This window comes from Novosphingobium sp. PC22D (assembly GCF_002556635.1).
Lineage (GTDB): Bacteria > Pseudomonadota > Alphaproteobacteria > Sphingomonadales > Sphingomonadaceae > Novosphingobium.
On record NZ_MWMO01000019.1, the window covers coordinates 50,542 to 70,024 of the forward strand.

Genomic DNA, 19,483 nt, shown 5'->3' on the forward strand with positions numbered 1-19,483 from the left:
GCCCATCTGCGCGGGCGGTTAGCAACAAAGACCGGCACTGGCAACGCGCCCCGCGACACGACCCGTCGCCAGAGCGCTTGCACTCGCGCCACGGCCCGACTATAGGCCCTCGCCTCGGTCGGGACGTAGCGCAGCCTGGTAGCGCATCACACTGGGGGTGTGGGGGTCGGAGGTTCGAATCCTCTCGTCCCGACCAATTTACCGGCATTAGGCAGCAAGCGCACCAACGCCAGGATAGATGACATCGCTCGCGACGCGTAATGTCGGCACATGACGGACTATGTGGGTGACGGGCTTATTGCCAAGCGGCGGGCAGAGATAGCGGGCGAATTCCGGGCAGCACATGACCGGGTTTCCAAGCCGGTGCAAGATCTATCCGCGATAGACGGCGCGCTGGCAGTCGTGGCTCCTAACATGGAAGTTGAGGCCATTCGGCCCAAGATATCCGCCCACCGGAAGACTGGTCCTCGCGCGCACAGATTGACTCGCCTTGTGCTGTCCATCCCGCAGAAAACGCGCGATCCTCTCGCGACTCGCGAGATCGCTGGCCAGATGATCTTGGAGCGCGGTCTGGTGCTGGAGACCGGAAGTCGTTCCACTCTTGGTTCGGCGCGTAGGAGCTGCCCTAAGGCATCAGAGGGAGAAAGGGCTGGTGGTATCGTCGGAGACCGTGGAAACTATCAGTTATGCGTAATCGCACGCTAGCCGTGCAGCCATTGCAGCAGGTTGCCGCCGATCACGTAGACCAGCAGGGCGAGTAGGATCGAGGCTTCGGTGCGGGCGGTCATAGGTTGGGCCTACCGATCTCGACATGGACATCTGCGGAGACATCTTCGGATATTTCAATTCGCCAACGGTAGTAAACCAGATTTAGCGAGTCCCGCCAAGGGGTTAGCCATGAGGTGTTTACGACTGATAAGTGAAGTGGGGACCGAGTCGTTACCTCGGCCCCCATCATTCCACCATTGATTACGCGGCAATCGCCGGTTGGAATGAGCGAATTACGCCCGAGAACCCTACTCGGATCGACTCAGAGGTCAATGCGGTTGCGATAGTCGGAACGTTTATTGCTATGGCAGTGATATTGATAACCTATGATCTCAAGCACCCAGGAGGAGATATCAGCCGGTCTACACCTGATTTGGGAAAGAAAGTATGTATTGGGCAAGCGCCTAGAGTCGTTTCGACATCTCGAAGAACCGGCTGATTCCGGTACACTGGGGACGTCAAGGCGCGCGAGTGGGCGACCAGAAGGCCTTATCGGCCCAGACGCTGGAGCCGGTGTCATCCTTGCTGACCACGTCTGCGAGCTGAGCGCCGTCGTGGCCATTGGCCGCGCTCGCGTCCCAAGTGCGGATGAGATCATGGGCACGATCTATGCCTATGCGACTCTTGTAGCCTAACATCGGGATGGCGGGGAGTGTCAGCAATTTTGTGCGCGGGGCCGGTTACCGTCATCAGATGACGAACCTTTCGCCGAAGATCACGGCGAACTGGGGCTTTGCTTCTGACCACTCGCGCGGTGGCCGTTCCATTCCTCGGGCCTGTCAGTAATTTTGTGCGCGAGGCCGATTGTCGTCATCAGATGACGAACCTTTCGCCGAAGATCACGGCGAACTGGGTCTTTGCCTCCGACCACTCGCGCGGCGGCCGTTTCCATTCCTCGGCGGCCTTGTTGAGCACGAGGTATAGCAGCTTCATCGCGGCATCGTCACCGGGGAAGTGACCGCGGGTTCGAACCGCACGTCGCAGCTTCGAGTTCAGCGCCTCGATCGCGTTGGTAACCGGTATGAGGACGTCGGTGCCGAAGTTCCTTCTGCGACTCACGGGTTGCGGCATATGGTGCGACCATCCGGGACAGAGGCACCGGGAGCACGAATGTGCGGGCAGGTCGATGTACTCGATGAGCTGCGAGCTCGTGTTAGTAGCTGACCGCCTCTGCGACTCACCCGGTTGCGCTGCGAGCGCGGATCCGTAGTTGTCGTGTCGCCCGCCGCTCCCGTCACTTTGGCTGACAGGAGGCGTTGATGCGGCGCGTCATTGGCATTGATATCCACCGCACCTTTGGCGAGGTGGTGATTTGGGAGGAAGGCCGGCTCAGGAATGCCGGACGGGTCGATATGACCCGGACGGCGCTGGAGGGTTTCGGCAAAGGACTGAGATCTACCGACGAGGTCGTGATCGAGGCAACGGGCAACTGTATGGCGGTTTCGCGGGTGCTCTCGCCGTTTGTGGCCCGGGTAGTGATCGCCAATCCGCTTCAGGTGAAGGCGATCGCGCATGCGCATGTGAAGACCGACAAGATCGATGCAGGCACGCTGGCGAGTTTGCATGCAGCCGGCTACCTGCCGGAAATCTGGACACCGGATGCAGCGACAGAGCGGATGCGCCGGCTTGCTGCCCGGCGATTTCAAATCGTCCGGCACCGCACGCGGATCAAGAACGAGGTGCATTCGATCCTGCACGCTCACCTGATCCCGCGCTGTCCGCATGCCGATCTGTTCAGCACCGTTGGCCGTGCCTGGCTGTTGCGCCAGCCCGTGCCGGAAGACGAACGTGGCGCTATCGAGCGACACATTCGCGAGCTCGACCGCCTGACTGACGATTTGGCAGCCGTCGACAAGGAAATCGCCGGCGACGCGCTCGACGATGACGCAATTGCCAGATTGCTCACCATCACGGGCATCAATCTGACCGTGGCAGCGGGGATTGTGGCAGCAATCGGCGACATCAATCGCTTCTCGAGCCCGCAAAAGCTGGTGAGCTACTTCGGCCTCAACCCGCGGGTGCGCCAGTCGGGGCTTGGCGCGGCTCACCATGGGCGGATCAGCAAGGTCGGACGCAGCCACGTCAGAGCGATGCTGGTCGAGGCGGCATGGGCGGCCGCCAAAACGCCTGGGCCGCTGCATGCATTCTTCGTCCGCATCCGGGCCAAGCGTGGCCATCAGGTGGCGGCCGTCGCCTTGGCGCGCAAGCTGACGGTTCTGTGCTGGCATCTGCTGACCAAGCAGACCGATTATCGCTGGGCGCGCCCAGCGCTGATCGCCAACAAGCGTCGGGCCATGGAACTCAAGGCCGGAAAACCGCAGAAGAAGGGCAACAAGCCCGGCCCAGCTTACGCCTACAACGTCAGGGCATTGCGCGATCAGGAAATGGATATCGCCCGCCATGCCGAGCAGGCCTATGAGCAGTTCGTTGCCCAGTGGGAGACAAAGCCAAAGGTGCGCGGACGCTCCAAACCGGCAGGACTGTGAAAAGGCGGCCTGACGGAACTCGCAGCCTGGGTTCCGCTCTTCGCCACGGAGTCGCCCGCGCGCCACCTCCATAGCACAATTTTCTGCGGCCGGTCTTGTCCATCTCATCCGTGGTATAGATGATCCGACGCACCCCTTCGGGGAACGCAAAGAACGGGATCACCTGGTCCCAGTGCCGCCGCCAGCTCTGGGCGATCGCGGGATGCCGCTTGCCCCAATGGCCAGCCTCGAACGCGTCGAGCGCCGCCAGGCCGGCCTCGGCGGTGTCGGCGCGATAGACAGCGCGCAACGCCTGGGCGATCGGCTTACGGTCCTTCCATGACGCAAAGCTCATCGAGTTACGCAGCAGGTGGACGATGCACGTCTGGACCACCGTCTCGGGGAACGCCGCATTGATCGCGTCGGGGAAGCCCTTGAGGCCATCGACGACCGCGATCAGGATGTCGGCAACGCCGCGATTCTTGAGTTCGTTCATGACGCGCAACCAGAACTTGGCGCCTTCGGTCTGCTCGATCCAGATGCCCAGGATGTCCTTCGTGCCGTCGGGCAGGATGCCGAGTGCGATGTACACCGCCTTGTTGCGAACGAAGCCCTCGTCGCGGATTTTGACCCGGATCGCGTCGAAGAACACCAGCGGGTAGCAGGCGTCGAGCGGTCGACCCTGCCACTCCGTGACCGTCTCCAGCACCGCATCGGTGATCGTCGAGATCAGGTCGGGCGATACGTCGATGCCGTACAGCTCCTCAAGATGCCCGCGGATTTCGCGCACCGTCATCCCGCGCGCGTACATCGACACGATCTTGTCGTCGAAGTCCGGGAACCGCCGCTGGTATTTGGCGATCAACTTGGGATCGAACGTGCCCGCCCGGTCGCGCGGAACGTCCAGCGTCACCTTCGAGGTCCCCGTCAGCATCGTCTTGCGCGACGAGCCGTTGCGCCGGTTCATTGCGCCTTCGGCGCTCTCGGCTTCCAGATGGTCTTCCAGCTCCGCCGACAGCATCCGCTCCGACAAAGCCTTCTTCAACTCGTCGAGCAGCCCGTCCTTCGCGAACAAATCCTGCGGATCACGACCAGCCAGCAGCTGGTCCAGCATGTCCTTGTCGATCGCCATATCGATGGTCCTTTCTATCCATCTCTATGGCCTCGCGCACAAAATTACTGACAGGCCCCATTCCTCGGCCGCCTTGTTAAGCACGAGGTATAGCAGCTTCATCGCGACATCGTCACCCAGGAAGTGCCCCGGGTCCGGACTGCCGATACGACCGTGGCGTCGATGATCTGGCCGCCCATAGCGAGATAGCCCCGGTCGGAGAGGGCTGCATCGAACCTGGCGAAGAGCTTATCGATCGCGTTGGCCTTCACCAGCCTCTCGCGGAATACCCGTACCGTCGTCGCGTCGGGCACGGTACCATCGAGCCCCAGAGCCAGGAATCGCTGGATAGGCAAGCGATCCTTGATCTGGCACTCGGTCGCCTCGTCAGACAGCAAGTAGAGCGCCTGCAGCACCAGGACCTTGAACATGAGGACCGGATCGAATGGGAGCCTGCCGCTCTTGCCGCGCGCACTGCGATGCAAGGCTGCCACCAGCTGATCTCGGAAAACCTCGAAATCCACGACGGCCGCTAGACGCTCAAGCGGATCACCTGCCGCGCTCAGCCGACCCAAGCAATATCTCCATCCGTCTCGACGAATGTATCGCTAAAACGCCAGTCTGCACATTGAGTGGTGAAGGCTCAGAGGTTCAATTTCCCTCCTCCTGACAGGCACATCAGGCGAAGGGTTGTGCCGCGCGCGCTTCGGCGGCAAGGATCGCCGCGCAACTGAGAGAGGGAAATGCCGTGCCCGGGCGCTACGAATCCTACCAAGCCTTGTCGGTCACCTTGCGCGACCACGTCCTGACCGTGACGCTGGACAATCCGCCCCTGAACGCGATGACCCCGCAAACGCACGACGAACTGGCACGGATCTGGTCCGACGCCGGGGCCGATCCCGATGTGCGCTGCATCGTCTTCACCGGTAGCGGCGAGCGGGCCTTCAGCGCCGGCGGCGACCTCAACGGGATGGTCGAGACCTTTGGTGATCGCGGCCACTGGCAAGTCAGCATGGTGGAGGCGCGCGCGATCATCCTCGGCATGCTCGAATGCCCCAAGCCGATCGTCGCGCGGATCAACGGTCATGCCATGGGGCTGGGCGCCAGCCTCGCGCTCGCCGCCGACATCACGATCATGGCCGAGGACGCGCGAATCGCCGATCCGCACGTGAACGTGGGCCTGGCGACAGGCGACGGGGGCGCGCTGCTGTGGCCCGATCTCGTCGGACTGGTCGAGGCCCGCCGCCACCTGCTCACCGGCGATCCGCTGACCGGAGCCGAGGCCGCCGCCAAGGGCCTGATCACCGAGGCGAGCACGCGCGAAGACCTCGATGCGGCGGTCGAGCGCTGGGTGAAGGGGCTGCTCGCCAAGTCGCCCGCCGCGGTGCAGACGACCAAGCAGGCGCTCAACCTCGAACTTGTCGACAAGGCGCGACGCTACATGGGCGAGATGCTGCGGTTGGAAACGAAGTCCTGGGAATCGCCGCATCATCTCGAGGCGGTCAAGGCGATCCTCGAAAAGCGCGAGCCGGACTTCTCGGATTCCTGACCAGCGATGTGTCCGACCCGGCGCGCGGTTGCGCGCCGGAAGCGGACGCGGCGGTACGGCCACGCGGACGGATCGGTTGCGCTATGACCCTTCGGCTTCGACCAGCGCCTTGATCTCGGCCCGCAGCAGGTCCTTGCGGATCTTGCCCGAGGCGGTCGCGGGAAGTTCGTCGCGGAACTCGAAGCGCTCGGGGATCTTCTGCCTGGCAAGGCCGCTCGCTTCGACGTACCCGACGAGCTGCGCCGCGTCGCGCGTCTCGCCACTCGGCACGATATAGGCGCACACACCTTCGCCGAGCCGCGCATGGGGCATCGCCACGACCGCCGCCGTGCCGACGTCGGGATGGCCGTGGAGCACGTCCTCGATCTCCTTGGCCGACAGGTTCTCGCCGCCCCGGATGATCAGGTCCTTCTTGCGCCCGGTGATCGTGATCGCGCCTTCGGGCGAGAGCACGCCGAGGTCGCCGGTCCGGAAATAGCCCTCCGCGGTGATCGCCTCGCGCGTCTGGCCGGCATCGGCATAACCCAGCATCATCGCCGGGCCGCGCACCAGGATCTCGCCTTCCGAGCCGAGGGGAAGCGCGTTGTCGTCGGCATCGACGATACGCACGTCGTAATCGACCACCTTGCCGTCGGTCGTGGCGGCGAGGCGCTCGTCCCGAGGCCAGCCAAAGCTGACGAGCGGGACCTCGGAGGCGCCGAACACGCGGAAAGCCTTGCAGGCGTCGAAGGCACTGTTGGCCTCCGGGATCAGGTCGTTGGGAACCGCCGCGCCGCCGCAGGCGAAGAAGCGCAGGCCGGGCAGGCGCTGCCCCGCCGCGCGGGCCGCCGCCGCGAGCTCGACGAGGAACGGCGTGGCCGCGATCGTGGCGACGACCGCGTAGCGGTCTATCAGCGCGATCGCGTCCGCCGCGCTCCAGCTCTCCATCAGGATCGTGCGCGTTCCCACGCACAGCGGCGCCTCGAGACCGTTCGCGTAGCCCGAGATGTGCGTGACCGGCGAGGGCATCAGCAGCGGCTCGCCCGAGAGCAGTCCCCAGAACCGGTAGCTTGCGCCCAGTATCCGCGGCATCGCCACATGCGAATGGAGCACCCCCTTGGGCCGCCCGGTGGTGCCCGAGGTATAGAGCACCATCTTCACTCCGAACGGATCGACGCGGGGCCGCGCGAAGCCGCGACCGCGCCCTTGCGCGACCAGCGCGGCATAATCGTCCGCACCCGCGCCGCGCACGGTAAAGACATGGGCAAGTTCGGGCAGACGCTCGCGCAGTCGGCGCGCCATCGCGCCGAAATCGAACTTGCGGAAGGTCCCCGCGACGAAGATGGCACGGGCGCCGCAATCCTCGAGCATCAGCGAGACTTCATGGTCGCGGTAGATCGGCACGATCGGGTTGATCACGAAGCCCGACATCGCGGCCGCCAGATTGATCACGATCGTCTCGCGCCAGTTCGGCACCTGGAACGCGATCACGTCGCCGGGACGCAGCCCCCGCTCATGCAGCGCGGCGCTGAGCGCCTCCGCCTCGGCCACGATCTCGGCGCGGGTGAACATGGCATCGCGATCGACAAGCGCCACGAAATCGGGATCGGCCTCGGCGAGTTCGTCGGCGTGCTGGGCCAGCGTTCGCTCGTCGAAAGCGCCGCCTTCGATCCACTCCGCCAGATGGCGCGGCGGCTCTTTGAGAAGAGATTGCGGGCGGGTCGCGGAGATAGCCATTGTCACGCAATGCGCCCGCGCGAGCGTCCGTCCAACTGTTCAATGTACCAATATCGCGGGGCCCGGGTCCGCCATCGGCCCGGGCCATCGCTAGCTGGCAGACCAATCCCGAGGTATTCTCACTTGGTGGTCAATGGCCCCGCGGACCGGTGGCAGGCGGCCCGACGCGAACGGATTCATCCTCTCGAATTCCGACAACATTATGCACGTCCTCGTTGCGCTCGGCGCCGAGGTCTAGACGACGCGCCGCTGGATCTTCGTGCTCAAGGCCCCGGTCTGACGGGGCTTCCGAGTCGGGGCACGTCGGCGCCCGCCCTCACCTGATCACTTTTCCATTCGGTGCATGTGCTCCGACGACACCGTCCGACGGCACCTCGTCTGCCGATAGGCTACGCGCCTGCGGCCCCCATGGCCTTCGGGTCGGTCCCGATCTCTGCCCTGACGGCTCCCTTCAATATCTTTCCGTCGGGTGAGAGAGGAAGCGCCGTGCGGATTTCCAGGCGTTCGGGCAGCTTTTCCTTGGAAAGCCCCTGGTCCAGCAGATACGCCTTCATCGTCTCCATGTCGAAATTGGCATCCGGATAGGGCTCGACAACCGCGCAGGCGCGCTCTCCGAACACACGATCCGGATAGCCGACCACCACCACCCGGCAATGCGCCATGCTTTCCGCCATCGCATACATGCGCAGCACCTCGACACCCAGTTCCTCGCGCGTCTGTTCGATCAGTTCCTCGGTCATGAAACCGCCGCCCACGGTGAAGGGCGCGGACATGCCATACCCTGCATCCGCAAGAACGCAGCCGAAGCTCACACCTCCCGCATGGATCCGGTCGATCTCGGCCAGCGCGATCTCGGGCTTGGTCCTGTAGGCAATCCGCTCGGGTATCTCTCCCCGGTTCAACGTCAAACCGTAGAAGAACCGCAACGCGCAAACAGTCTGGTTCAGCGACGGCCAGGATATCCCCTGCGGCACGAGATAGACCTGAAAAGCACGGACATCCTCGAGCCCGAGCCGATCTGGCGAGCGCCCGAAATAGCGGCTGAACTTGGTGACGGCGTGCAAATACGACCGTTGCGTCGCGAGCGACAGGTTGCGCAGCCTCATGTCGTCGATCATACGGCGGCGCAGCGGGCTCACCGCTGTCGTGGTGGTATCAGCCATGGGATGGTCTCCGGGTCAGGGGTTGCTCTTCAGCAACCAAACCTTCCCATCAGGAGGCCATTCCAGCCAATACTCACGCCTCTCCCGCGTCAGCGGGTTCGTTCAATCCCGGAAACAAAACCGTCAACACAAATCTGCCAAAGTAGTGCTAGGCGGTAAACTCATAAACGGCTTTGTGATGTGCGGGCGGGCGTGATTCAGGGTTTCCGCTGCGATGGAGGCTTGATGGCGCGGCGGGAATGGGCGCCCGCCCCCTAGGCGGCGGCGCGCATCGGACTTATGCCACCCTGGGCGCTCCGATCGGAGCGGGGCGGGTCGCAGGGCCCTTGAGAAAGGAGCCGGGGCAGGACATGGCGCGAGCCGATCGCACGCTGATCGCCGGGTGGCTCAAGCTCGTCAGCACCAACGGACTGTCGGGCGTTCTCCAGTTCCTCGCGCTCGCCATCGCCGCGCGCGCGCTCGAAGTTCCCGCGCTCGGCGCGATCGCGCTCATCCAGGCCTACGTCAAAGTGATCGACGGCCTGTTCAACTTCCAGTCCGTCAACGTCCTCACCCGATTTCTCGCCGAGGCCGAGCACGAGGACAACCGCGACCGCTTCTGCGGGCTGATCAAGGCCGGCTTCCTCGTCGACGGGGCGACCGCACTGCTCGCCACGCTGGTCGCGCTGGTCCTGCTCCCCTTTGCGGGGCCGCTTGCGGGCATCTCGTTGGACTGGTTCGGGCCCGCCGCGATCTACGCCGCGGTGATCCTGACGCGCACTTTCGGCGTGAGCGAGGCGGTGCTGCGCTGCTTCGACCAGTTCTGGTCGATCGGCCTTCGCCCCAGCGGCCAGGCCGTACTGCTGTTCATCGGCTCGCTGGTCGCCTGGACGCTCGGTGCGGGGGCGCAGACGTTCCTCTACGTCTGGCTGGGCAGCGAGGTGGTGGCCAACCTCGGCTTCATCGGCTGGAGCATCCTCGTCCTACGGCGGCGCGGCTACACCAAGCTCAGGCACGCCGACGCGGCGGGCGCGATCGCCCGGTCGGAGCGCTTCTGGCCGCTGCTCTGGCAAACCAACGTGACCTTCGGCATCCGCCTGCTCAGCCAGGACGCCGACGTGCTGATCGCGGGCGGTGTGCTCGGCCCCGCCGCAGCCGGCCTGCTGCGCGCAGCGAAGAGCGTGGCGGCAGTCGTGACCCAGCTCGGCCGGCCGCTCCAGCAAGTCGCGAGCGCGCCGATCTCGCGGCTCTCGGCCCAGGGCCAAACCATTGAGATGATCCGTTATGCGGCGAAGATCGGGCTGGCAGCGGGCGCCGCCTCCGCCTTGCTCGGCGTGGCGGCGATCTTCCTCGGTGCCTTCGGCCTGCGGCTGCTGTTCGGTCCGGACTTCGCCGAGGCTGCGCCGACGCTGGTGATCCTGCTGTTCGCCGCAGCGGTACTGATGTCGGGCGTGACGCAGCTTCCGCTCACCATCGCGCTGGGCGAATCGGGCCTGTTCCTGCGCTCGATCATCTACGGGACGATCGTGTTCTATCTCGTGGTCGCGCTGCTGCTCGGCGCGCTCGGAATTGCGGGGATCGCGCTGGCCCAGCTCGCGTTCAACGTGACCGCGCAGCTCGTGTGCTGGCTAGGCGTCTGGCGCAGGCGCATACCTGCCGCGATCGAGGCTTGAAACGGGCCGCGCTAGCCATTCGGCGCAGCCGCAGACGGCTTGCGCACTATCCCGTCGAAGTGCTGCGAGGCCGAACGAATCAGGTCGCGCGCCTTGCGCTTCAATCGGCGCAGGCCATGCTCGGCTTCGAACATAGTGTAGTAAGCGGGGTGCACCAGGTCGAGATAGACCGGCGCACGCAGCCCCGCGCCAGCGAGCGCGGTCGCGGCCGGCGATCCCTCGCGCACATAGAGCAGGATGTTCTGGCGATACCACCAGGCAACCTGGTCATCGTCCCAGACGAGCGGACGGATCGCATCGTGCGCCTGATAGCCCTGCGCGGCGAAGTGCCCCGCCCAGTAGCTCTGCCACTGCTCGTTGACATGGCCCGTGCCCCCCTGGCCCGGGATCGCGGCCGAGAACAGCACGACGTCGCCCAGCGCGCACAAGTCCGCGACGAAGCCCGGTGCGCGCGCGGCGTTCAAGTGCTCGGCCACTTCGAGCGAGATCACGAGGTCATAACGCCGCGTATCCGCGACGGGTTCGTGGAGATCGCCGAACCGGATGAGCCCGCGCTCAACGACGAGCTCGACCGCCTCGCCCCACGGCCCCTCGAAGCCCTGCACGCACCCGGCCCCCAGATCGCGCGCGGCGGCGAGCCAGGTGCCCACGCCGCAACCGACGTCGCAGACGCTGTCCATCGCGGTCCAGCGCGCGAACTGGCCGAGGATCGTCTCGGCCGTCAGGCGCGTGCGCGCATCGCGATCCGCGTGGAATTCCTGGCTATAGAGCTTGCCCGGCGATTTGGAACGTCGTTGCATTGCTTCAACTTTTCGCATCTATAGAGCTGCACTTGGTTATGCCTAACAATTCCTTCGCCTCTATCGCAGGAGCGGTTCCCAAGCCGTTAAGACGGCTCGCGCGCACCCGGATCATCCCGCCCGCGCTCAGGTTCTGGCGGCGGATCTCGGGCGCCACGCCCTCGGCGGTCGAAGCGCAGCGCTTTCGCGTGCCCGGCCACGAGACGTTCATGGGCTACTACGACATCGCGCCAGTGAGCGCGGACAGCGCCGCGCTGCTCGCCCATGTCGCCGAGGCTGCACGCCGCCCGGCCCGCGCGGACGACATGGCAAAGGTCGGCTTTTTCACGCTCGACGACGGCCGCTTCGTCGAACTGGCGCGCACCACGCTGTGGTGCTGGCAACTCGGCGCGCGGCTTTGCTGGTGGCCCGGGAATGACTGGACGCTCGCCTTCAACGCGCTGCACAAGGGCCGGCCCTGCTTCGTCGCCGCACGCGAGGGCGCGACCAGCGAAACATTGTGCGACGGCCCGGTGTTCGACCTCGCGCGCGACGGGCGGACCGGCATCGCGCTCAACTTCGGCCGGCTGGCGAAAGCGCGGCCCGGCTACGGCTTTCCGGCCATCGCCGATCCCTTCGCGGACGAACTCCTGCCGAGCCGCGACGGGGTGACGCTGGTCGATCTCGTGAGCGGGCGGCAGGACCTGCTCTACCCGCTTTCCGACTTCGCCGCGCTCGCCGGGGAGGACCGGCCGGGCGCGTTCCATTACCTCAACGCCGCCGCGCTCAGCCCCGCCGGCACGCGCTTCAGCGTGCTGCACAAGCGCATGCACTCTGCGAACGATCCGTCGCGCTGGGACGTCCAGGCGGTGGTCGGCGAGACCGATGGCTCGAAGCTGCGCCGCGTCGCGCTGCCCGGCAGCGCCTCGCACTACTGGTGGCTCGACGAGGCGCGGATCGCCTATACCACCGCCTCGCGTGCAGGCCATTGCTACTGGCTATACGACGTCGCGACCGAGGCGGTGACAGCGCTGCTCGAAAGCGCGCCGCTGATCGACGGGCACCCGAGCCGCAGCCCTGTCGGCAGCACCTGGCTCACCGATACTTATCCCGATCTCTACGGCGAGCAGACGCTCTACCTCTTCGGCGAGGAACCTGGCGCGCGGCAGCGGATCGGCGCGCTCGCGGCCGATCCGCGCTATGTCGACGAATGGCGCTGCGACCTCCATCCGCGCTGGTCTCCCGATGGCCGCGCGGTCTACGTCGATTCCACGCACGAGGGCTTCCGCGCGATCTATCGGATAGACGCAGGCCCGCGCTTGTGAGCCCGCGCGTCAGCGTCCTCATGGCGGTGCACGACGGCGAGCCGTTCTTGCACGAGACCTTGCGCAGCGTGGCCGCGCAGAGCCTGTCCGATTTCGAATTCGTGGTGGTCGACGATGCCTCGAGCGACGCCACGCTCGCGATCCTCGCGCAGGCCGCCGCGACCGACCCGCGCCTGCGCATCATCCAGCAGGACCGGAACCTCGGCCTCACGCGCGCACTCAACCTGGGCCTGCGCGCGGCGACGGCGCCTTACGTCGCGCGCATCGACGCGGACGACACGTTCCTGCCCGAAAGGCTCGAGCGGCAGTTGTGCTTCCTCGAGGACAACCGGGACCACGTCGCCGTCGCCTGCGGGCATCACCTCGTCGACGGGTCGGGCCAGATCCTTGCGACCACGCGCGAGCCGCTGGATGACTGGCAGGTCCGCTGGCTCGGCGGGTTCAACCCGCCCGCGCCGCATCCGACATATTTCTTCCGGCGCCTGCGCGACGACGGCACAGCGAACCTCTACGACGAGAGCTTCCGCACCGCGCAGGACTTCGACTTCTGGTCGCGGCTCGCGCTCCAGGGCAGGACCGCGGTGTTGCCCGAGGTGCTCGTGCGATACCGCCGCCACGCGGGCGCGATCACGGTCACCAAGCGCCGCGAGCAGGCCGCCAACTGCCGCAGGACCGGCGAGGCGAACCTCGCGCGCCGCCTGCCCGCCGCGCTGGTCGAACAATTGCAGCCGCTGCTCGCGCTGTTCGCCTACGAAGCCGCGGCGGACCGGACGACGATCCGCGCCGCGGTCGCCGGGTGCGATGCCATGCTCGCGCACGACCTCGCACAGGCACCGAGCGCCTTCCATCGCAATTGGGTGCGTCGGACCGCGGCGGGACTGCTCGCCGACGCGGTGCTCTCGCGCGGATCGGGGCTGCGCAACCCGAGCGCGACCGCCGCGTTCCTCTATCACGCGCGCGGCCACCTCGCCCCGCTCATGCGCGCGGTGGCAGGTAATCCGGGGAGGGCGCGCAAGGTCCTGCGCAACATCGGCCGATTCTGATGCGGTCAGAGGCGCTCGGCGAACACCACGATCTGCGCCGTGAAGTCTTTCCAGCCCTCACCGGGGTTTGGAGCATGCATGTGCGCGTGCATCGCCTGCGCGGCCTCGCGGTGCACCGGGCCGGAGAGCAGCGCGGCCAGCGCGGCCTCGTCGCCCGCCGGGAAGAGCCAGCCGTCCTCGCCCTCCTTGACGCATTCGCTCAGCCCGTCGACCGCGCTAGCGACGAGCGAGCGGCGGTAGTGGCGCGCGAGCGCGGCGACGCCCGATCCCGTCGCGGCGCGATAGGGCGCGAGCACCGCGTCGCAGCGCGCGAAGAGCTCGGCCGCCTCCTGGTCCGAGACATAGCGGTCGATGAGCTCGACGCGCACGCCTTCGCGCATTGTCCCGGCGAGGCTGCGAATGGCCTCGCCATCTTCCCAGATCTCCCCCGCGATGGTTAGGCGCACGTCGCGCACCTCGGCGCGCACCAGGGCACGCAGCGCCAGGTCGACGCCCTTGTAGCACCGCACGAGGCCGAAGCAGAGCAGCTCGAGCGCATGCTCGCGCGGCAAAGCGCCGGTCGGCGCGGGATAGTCGTCGTACGCGGGATGCGGCAGGCAGAGCACCGGCTGGCGGTGCCCCGCCGTGCGCAACTGGTCGGCAACATGCTGAGAGTGCACGACGAAGCCGTCGGAGGCCGCGAGTTGCCAGTGAGAGACGCCCGCCTTCCACCGGCCGCCGTCGTGGTCGGCCGCGTTGTGGACCATCGTCACCACCCGGAGGCCTCGCGCGCGCAGATGCCGCGCCACCGTACCGAGCGCTGGCGCGACGAAGAAGGTCCAGGCCGGGATTATGGCGAGACCGCCGCGCGCGCTGACCCGCTCAGCCAGGCGCCGCCAGGTCAGCGGATTGAGCGTGTCGAGGCGGCGGTGCACTTTGGCGGCTCCGGGCACGACGTCGCGACGCGCCGGATCACGGTCGCTCTCGCCCGGGTAAAGCCAGCCCGGATAGAGCCGCGCGAAGCTCTCGACCGCGAGATCGACCGGCGGGTCCTGCGCCAGCGCCTGCGCGACCGCGTCGCTGTGCCGCGCGATGCCCCCGCGAAAGGGCGCGACCGGCGCGATCAGGGTGACGGGCTTGCGCGTCATCACTGTTGTGCGGTCAGCCTCTCGGGCACGATCTCCTCCACCGCGACCGCGCGCGATCCGCTCCAGTGGCGCAGGGGCCCCGGCGGGGGCGTGCGGTCCTCGGCGAGCATTTCGGACCAGACGAACACGCGCATCCCGCGCGCCTGCGCGGCGCGGATGAGGGCGGGGTCGAGACGGTGCGAATGATAGTCGGGCAGCGCGGCGACGTGGCCGGGGCGGAAGGCCCAGCCGGTCAGGAACCGAGTCGGGGCATAGACCAACGCGTTGTCCGGAAGGTGTGCGAGTTCGACAGCGGTGCGCTCGCCCTGGGCCCGCATCCACTGGCTCTGCGAGACATCGCGATAGGCGAAGATCGTCGAGGCGACGAGTCCCGCGCCCACAGCCGCCAGCGCCAGCGCGCGGTGCCGGCCGGCAAGGCCAGCGTAGAGAAAGAGCCCGGTTACCCCGAGCAGCAGCCAGGTCGAGAGGATCTGCTCCGCGCCCGGCATCCCGGTCGGGTGGAGCAGCGCCCAGCCAAGGACGGCCGCCGCACCGCCGATCGCGCCGAGCCGCAGCGCGCGCACCGGATCGGGCACGAGCCGGCACAGGTCCACGAGAACCTTGGCCGCCATCGCGCACAGGAGCGGGACGAGCGGCAGGAAGTAGCGCATGTTGCTCCCCATCCCGCCGTGCCAGCTCCTGAGGAAGAACGGCAGCGTCCAGATCGCGGCGAAGATCGCGATCGCCAGTTGCGAGCGCCGCACATGCCGGTCCGCGGGCAGGAACGGCGCGAGCGCGAGAATGCCGAGCCAGGGCATCGACTGGCCAAGCGCCTTCTTCCACAGGCCATTGAAGGCGAACAGGCCGCCCGGCAGCGAGGTCATGCCGAAGCGCGTGTCGACGATCGTCGTCGCATCTCCGGTCAGCGCCCAGGCTCCGACAACGTAGCGTGTCGCAAGGCCGCGCGCCTCGGGCACGATCAGCAGGGCAAGGACTGCGAGAACCCCGCCCGCCACGCAGACGCGCCACCCGGGTCGCCATCCGGTCAGCCTCGCGACGCCCGCGCCGAGGCCGACGAGGAGCAGCGCCACGACGGGGACGAGATGCGCGCCGAGGTCCGTCCCGCCGTCGGCGGCCTGCCCGTAGCTCACCGGATTGAGGCTGCCGAACTTCACCAGATTGGCGAGCGCCGCGAAGGCCAGGAAGGGCGCGACGCCAAGACCGATACAGGTCAGCAGGCGAAACGGGCGGCGCGCGAGCAGCACTGCTACCGCGCCGACGCCGACGAGCGCAAGCGCGGTGTCGGCGCGAAACAGCATGGCGCACCCGACCGCCGCGCCCACTCCGCAGGCCTTGCGCGCAAAGCCGGTCTCGGCGTCAAGGCCGGCGCGCAGCCATGTCAAGGCGAGCGTGACGCACAGCACGGTCACCGCGTGCGGCCAGAGCGCGAAGACGAATTCGATCCAGAACGTCGCGCCCAGCAGCAATGCGAGCGCGACCAGCGCCGCGCGCTCGTCGCCGAACCACTTCGCTGCCATGCGCGGCAGCACGAAGATCATCGCGATCCCGGCGAGCGTGTTCAGCAGGATGAAGCCGCGCTCGCCCAGCAGCGCGTAGAACGGCGCCGCAGCGATCGCCTGGCCCACCGGATACTGCGGGACGAGGCCCTCGGGACCCTCGGCGAAGAACCACAAGTGCTGGTCGGGAAAATCGAGCGCCGGCAGGCCGTTGTCGATGACGAAATTGCCGCTGGCGGCAAACGCGCGCGCTCCGGCGGCGTAGATCGCTTCGTCGACGGTAAAGTATCCAGTGCTCGCCAGGAAGCCGCCTGCCAGCGTGAACAATGCCAGCAGCACCAGGGCCAAGCTGCACCGATCGATCCCGGTAAGGACCGCGATCGCCCCCCGATCCTGCATCCGAACGCTCATATCCGTCATCGCTCGCCCGGCCCTGCCCTTGCCCCTGCAATGCCTCGTCCTACCCGGCGGCTTGTTAAATCCTCGTAAACTATGCTCTCGCGCGGTTCAGGTCCCCGCACGCTGCCAGACCGAATAGCCCGGGACCGCGCCGACCTTGCGGTAGGCGCGCCAGTCGCGCGCGAACCGGGCATCGCGCGAGAGAAACGCGAGGTAGTCGAACCGCGCGCCCGCGAAGTAAGATTTCTTTGTGCGCTCGTCGATGAACACCAGATCGGGACGATAGCGCGCGATGTCCGCGACGATCGCCGCGCGCGCGTCGTCCAGGATCGCCCTGCTGCGCGCGCAGGCACGCGGCGCGGCGACGCAGTCGGTATCGCGCAGCGCGCGGACCGGGCCGGGAATCTGCCACTGGAGCGGATAGCGGCTTGCCCAGGTCGCCCGGACCTCGTTGACGAAGGGAAAGGCGGCCGAGAGATTGGTCGAGAGCACCAGCACGCTTTCGCCCGGCCCGTGCGAGAACCGCGCGAAGTGATCGGCGGTAAGCGAGCGATAGGGCCCGAGCGCGATCTGCGTGCCTAGCGTCGCGACCAGCACCGCCGCCGCAAGCCCGAGCGAGAGCCCCGCGCGCCGCGCGAACAACCGCCGCTCGGCGACCAGCCAGAGCGTCGCCAGCACCATGAGCCCGGACATCGGCAGGATCTGGTAGTTCCAGCCCTTGAACTGCACGAGATAGACCGCAGCACCGCCCAGTGCCGCTGCGAGGAAGCGCAGGCTCGCCCCGTCCTGCCAGGCCCGCTCGCGCCGGCAGAGCAGCGCGGCGAGGCCCAGCCCGACGATCTCGGGGCGGCGCCAGACGGTTGCGGCATCGTCGCCAATGCCCGCATAGACCTCGAGCAGGAGAGGCAGGAGCCGCTCGAAATAGACCGGAAAGGCAAGGTAGCTGAGTCCAGCATAGGCAAGGAGCGCGAGGCCCAGCGCGAAGTTCGGCAGGGCGATGATCCGATGCGGCAGGCGCCGGGGCGGCCCGGCGAGCGTCATCGCGAGGGGCACGAGCACGAAATAGGGCTTCAGTCCGACCCCGAGGAAAGCCCATAGGCCGATTGCGATCTCAGCGCCGGGCGAGAGGCCCAGCCGCTCGCGCCCGAGGCCGGCAGCAAGGACATAGGGCATGGCAAAAATCAGGAACAGGTGCTCGCGCTGGCCGAACTCGCCGAGCGGGAGCAGAAACAGGATCGCCAAGCCCGCCATCAGCAGCGCCGCCCGCTCGCCCGGCGTGATGGAGGCGCGGCGCAGGAGCGCGATGGTCGAGAGGCCCGAGAGCCACGCCGCCAGGATCACCGTCAGCGCGAACGCACTCGCCTCGCTCAGTCCGGTCAGGTCTGCGAGGTAGAGTGCGGGCTCGGTCAGGAAGAACGCGAGCGGCGGGTTGGTCTCTAAAATATCGACGTAGAGCTGCTCGCCGCCGAAGAACTTGCGCGTCGCGACGAGAAACCAGCTGCTGTCGTGGTTGAGCCGCTGCGCCGGGTAGAACAGCAGCGCGCAGACCACGACGGCGAGCAGCGCTGCAACCGGCCACTTTTCACCGCGCGGTGCCGCCATGGATGCCGGCGATCCCGCGCCATCATACGTGTCGCCCCTTGCCACTGCGCCCCCATTGCCTGCAAAATCGGCCGGCGGGAAGCCCCCCCTGCTCCACCAGCGCGCCTATTCTCGCCCGCCTTGGTTAATCTTTAACTAATCGGCGAATAGAACCCGATCGACACGAAGTCACCCCGCGTGCCCGGCCTTGCGGAAGGCGCGCCCGGCGGCTTCGCAGCGACGTGGAGCACAGGACGAATGACCTCGCACAGCGAACCGACCAACTGGCCGCGCGTCCCTGCCGACGAGGCGTTTCCCGAGCTCAAGATCGCCGCGAACCCGGCACCGCGCCCGATCAAGCTGATCATCCAGATCCCCTGTTACAACGAAGCGCAGTCGCTGCCCGAGACGCTCGCGGCGCTGCCCCGCGCAATCGTGGGCATCGACTTGATCGAATGGTTGGTGATCGACGACGGCAGCAGCGACGGGACGAGCAAAGTCGCGCGGCGCCTGGGCGTGCACCACATCGTGCGCCATCGCCGCAACCGCGGGCTTGCCGCGGCCTTCCGCAGCGGGCTGCACGCCGCGCTCGAGGCGGGCGCCGACATCATCGTCAACACCGATGCCGATAACCAGTACCACGCGGGCGACATCGCCGCGCTGGTCCAGCCCGTGCTCGACGGCCGCGCCGACGTCGTCGTTGGCGACCGCGGGGTGGAGCGCAACGCGCATTTCGGCTGGACCAAGCGCCAGCTCCAGGTTCTCGGCAGCGCTACCGTGCGCTGGCTCTCGCGCGTCGAGATCCAGGACGCGGTCTCGGGTTTCCGCGCGGTCAGCCGCGAGGCGGCGCGGAGGCTGACGGTGACCTCCGAGTTCTCGTACACCACCGAAATGCTCATCCAGGCCGGGCGCAAGCGCATGGCGGTGACTTCGGTGCCAGTGCGGACCAACGGGCCAATCCGCCCCTCGCGGCTCTTCAACTCGATCCCGCACTTCATCCTGTCGACCAGCACGACGATGCTGCGCGCCTATGCGATGTACAACCCGCTCAAGGTCTTCGCGCTGATCGGCGCGGGGCTCGCGCTGCTCGGGCTGCTGCCGCTGGTGCGCTTCCTCTTTTTCTTCGCGATCGGCGATGGCGGGGGCCACGTGCAGTCGATCGTGCTCGGCGCGGGGCTGCTCACGCTCGGCACAGTCGCGGCGATGTTCGGCCTGCTCGCCGACCTCATCGGCGCCAACCGCAAGCTGCTCGAACAGACGCTCGAGCGGCTCCACGCGCTCGAACAGCGCGACCGGAGCGAATAGAGTC

The 19,483-nt window shown here is 67.0% G+C and carries 11 protein-coding genes, 1 tRNA gene and 6 pseudogenes; 7 read left to right on the plus strand and 11 right to left on the minus strand.

Annotated elements, in window-relative coordinates:
- The first annotated feature begins 119 nt into the window (after positions 1-119).
- A tRNA-Pro gene (locus B2G71_RS20665) sits at positions 120-196 on the plus strand.
- 1,048 nt (positions 197-1,244) lie between these two features.
- Here B2G71_RS20665 and B2G71_RS24615 read toward each other — a convergent pair.
- Both B2G71_RS24615 and B2G71_RS20675 read right to left on the minus strand, forming a co-directional pair.
- Positions 1,245-1,436: pseudogene (locus B2G71_RS24615) on the minus strand (hypothetical protein); the annotation flags it as partial.
- A 145-nt stretch (positions 1,437-1,581) separates the two neighbouring features.
- Positions 1,582-1,782: pseudogene (locus tag B2G71_RS20675) on the minus strand (transposase); the annotation flags it as partial.
- A 263-nt stretch (positions 1,783-2,045) separates the two neighbouring features.
- Here B2G71_RS20675 and B2G71_RS20680 point away from each other — a divergent pair.
- Entirely contained in the window at positions 2,046-3,254 is a 1,209-nt protein-coding gene (locus B2G71_RS20680) for an IS110 family transposase (RefSeq protein ID WP_168176434.1), read from the plus strand.
- A 97-nt stretch (positions 3,255-3,351) separates the two neighbouring features.
- Here the strand turns inward: B2G71_RS20680 and B2G71_RS20685 are convergent.
- Both B2G71_RS20685 and B2G71_RS20690 read right to left on the minus strand, forming a co-directional pair.
- A pseudogene (locus B2G71_RS20685) lies at positions 3,352-4,365 on the minus strand (IS256 family transposase); the annotation flags it as partial.
- A 146-nt stretch (positions 4,366-4,511) separates the two neighbouring features.
- A pseudogene (locus B2G71_RS20690) lies at positions 4,512-4,946 on the minus strand (transposase); the annotation flags it as partial.
- A 146-nt stretch (positions 4,947-5,092) separates the two neighbouring features.
- Here B2G71_RS20690 and B2G71_RS20695 point away from each other — a divergent pair.
- On the plus strand, positions 5,093-5,893 hold the full coding sequence (locus B2G71_RS20695; RefSeq protein ID WP_098108557.1) for an enoyl-CoA hydratase-related protein: 801 nt from the start codon (positions 5,093-5,095) through the stop codon (positions 5,891-5,893).
- Between the two features lie 81 nt (positions 5,894-5,974).
- Here B2G71_RS20695 and B2G71_RS20700 read toward each other — a convergent pair whose 3' ends face one another.
- From B2G71_RS20700 to B2G71_RS24620, 3 genes and pseudogenes are all read right to left on the minus strand, one after another.
- A complete protein-coding gene (locus B2G71_RS20700) occupies positions 5,975-7,609 on the minus strand; it encodes an AMP-binding protein (protein WP_098108558.1) in 1,635 nt (544 codons plus the stop codon).
- Between the two features lie 758 nt (positions 7,610-8,367).
- Positions 8,368-8,496 (minus strand): annotated as a pseudogene (locus B2G71_RS24360) (transposase); the annotation flags it as partial.
- Positions 8,497-8,514: 18 nt separating this feature from the next.
- Positions 8,515-8,772 (minus strand): annotated as a pseudogene (locus B2G71_RS24620) (site-specific integrase); the annotation flags it as partial.
- A gap of 350 nt (positions 8,773-9,122) precedes the next feature.
- Here B2G71_RS24620 and B2G71_RS20710 point away from each other — a divergent pair.
- Positions 9,123-10,424 carry a hypothetical protein gene (locus B2G71_RS20710; RefSeq protein WP_098108560.1) on the plus strand — a complete coding sequence of 434 codons (1,302 nt, stop codon included), beginning with the start codon at positions 9,123-9,125 and terminating at the stop codon, positions 10,422-10,424.
- Positions 10,425-10,435: 11 nt separating this feature from the next.
- On the opposite strand, the gene B2G71_RS20715 is transcribed toward B2G71_RS20710, so the two are convergent.
- Positions 10,436-11,224: a methyltransferase domain-containing protein gene (locus B2G71_RS20715; RefSeq protein ID WP_098108561.1), complete on the minus strand. Its 789-nt coding sequence runs from the start codon at positions 11,222-11,224 to the stop codon at positions 10,436-10,438.
- Positions 11,225-11,262: 38 nt separating this feature from the next.
- Between B2G71_RS20715 and B2G71_RS23865 the strand changes: the two genes are divergently transcribed.
- On the plus strand, positions 11,263-12,528 hold the full coding sequence (locus B2G71_RS23865) for a hypothetical protein (protein ID WP_141521645.1): 1,266 nt from the start codon (positions 11,263-11,265) through the stop codon (positions 12,526-12,528).
- Positions 12,525-13,571: a glycosyltransferase gene (locus B2G71_RS20725; RefSeq protein ID WP_168176429.1), complete on the plus strand. Its 1,047-nt coding sequence runs from the start codon at positions 12,525-12,527 to the stop codon at positions 13,569-13,571. The genes B2G71_RS23865 and B2G71_RS20725 overlap by 4 nt, the downstream gene beginning before the upstream one ends.
- 5 nt (positions 13,572-13,576) lie before the next feature.
- Here B2G71_RS20725 and B2G71_RS20730 read toward each other — a convergent pair whose 3' ends face one another.
- The 3 genes from B2G71_RS20730 to B2G71_RS20740 all read right to left on the minus strand — a co-directional run bounded on the left by B2G71_RS20730 (position 13,577) and on the right by B2G71_RS20740 (position 18,195).
- Positions 13,577-14,698, minus strand: a complete 1,122-nt coding sequence (locus B2G71_RS20730) for a glycosyltransferase (protein WP_098108564.1) — start codon at positions 14,696-14,698, stop codon at positions 13,577-13,579.
- On the minus strand, positions 14,698-16,605 hold the full coding sequence (locus B2G71_RS20735; protein ID WP_141521646.1) for a hypothetical protein: 1,908 nt from the start codon (positions 16,603-16,605) through the stop codon (positions 14,698-14,700). The genes B2G71_RS20730 and B2G71_RS20735 overlap by 1 nt, the downstream gene beginning before the upstream one ends.
- A 96-nt stretch (positions 16,606-16,701) precedes the next feature.
- Positions 16,702-18,195, minus strand: a complete 1,494-nt coding sequence (locus B2G71_RS20740; protein ID WP_098108566.1) for a hypothetical protein — start codon at positions 18,193-18,195, stop codon at positions 16,702-16,704.
- Between the two features lie 237 nt (positions 18,196-18,432).
- Here B2G71_RS20740 and B2G71_RS20745 point away from each other — a divergent pair, with 237 nt between their 5' ends.
- On the plus strand, positions 18,433-19,479 hold the full coding sequence (locus B2G71_RS20745; RefSeq protein ID WP_206049470.1) for a glycosyltransferase family 2 protein: 1,047 nt from the start codon (positions 18,433-18,435) through the stop codon (positions 19,477-19,479).
- The last annotated feature ends 4 nt before the right edge of the window (positions 19,480-19,483 follow it).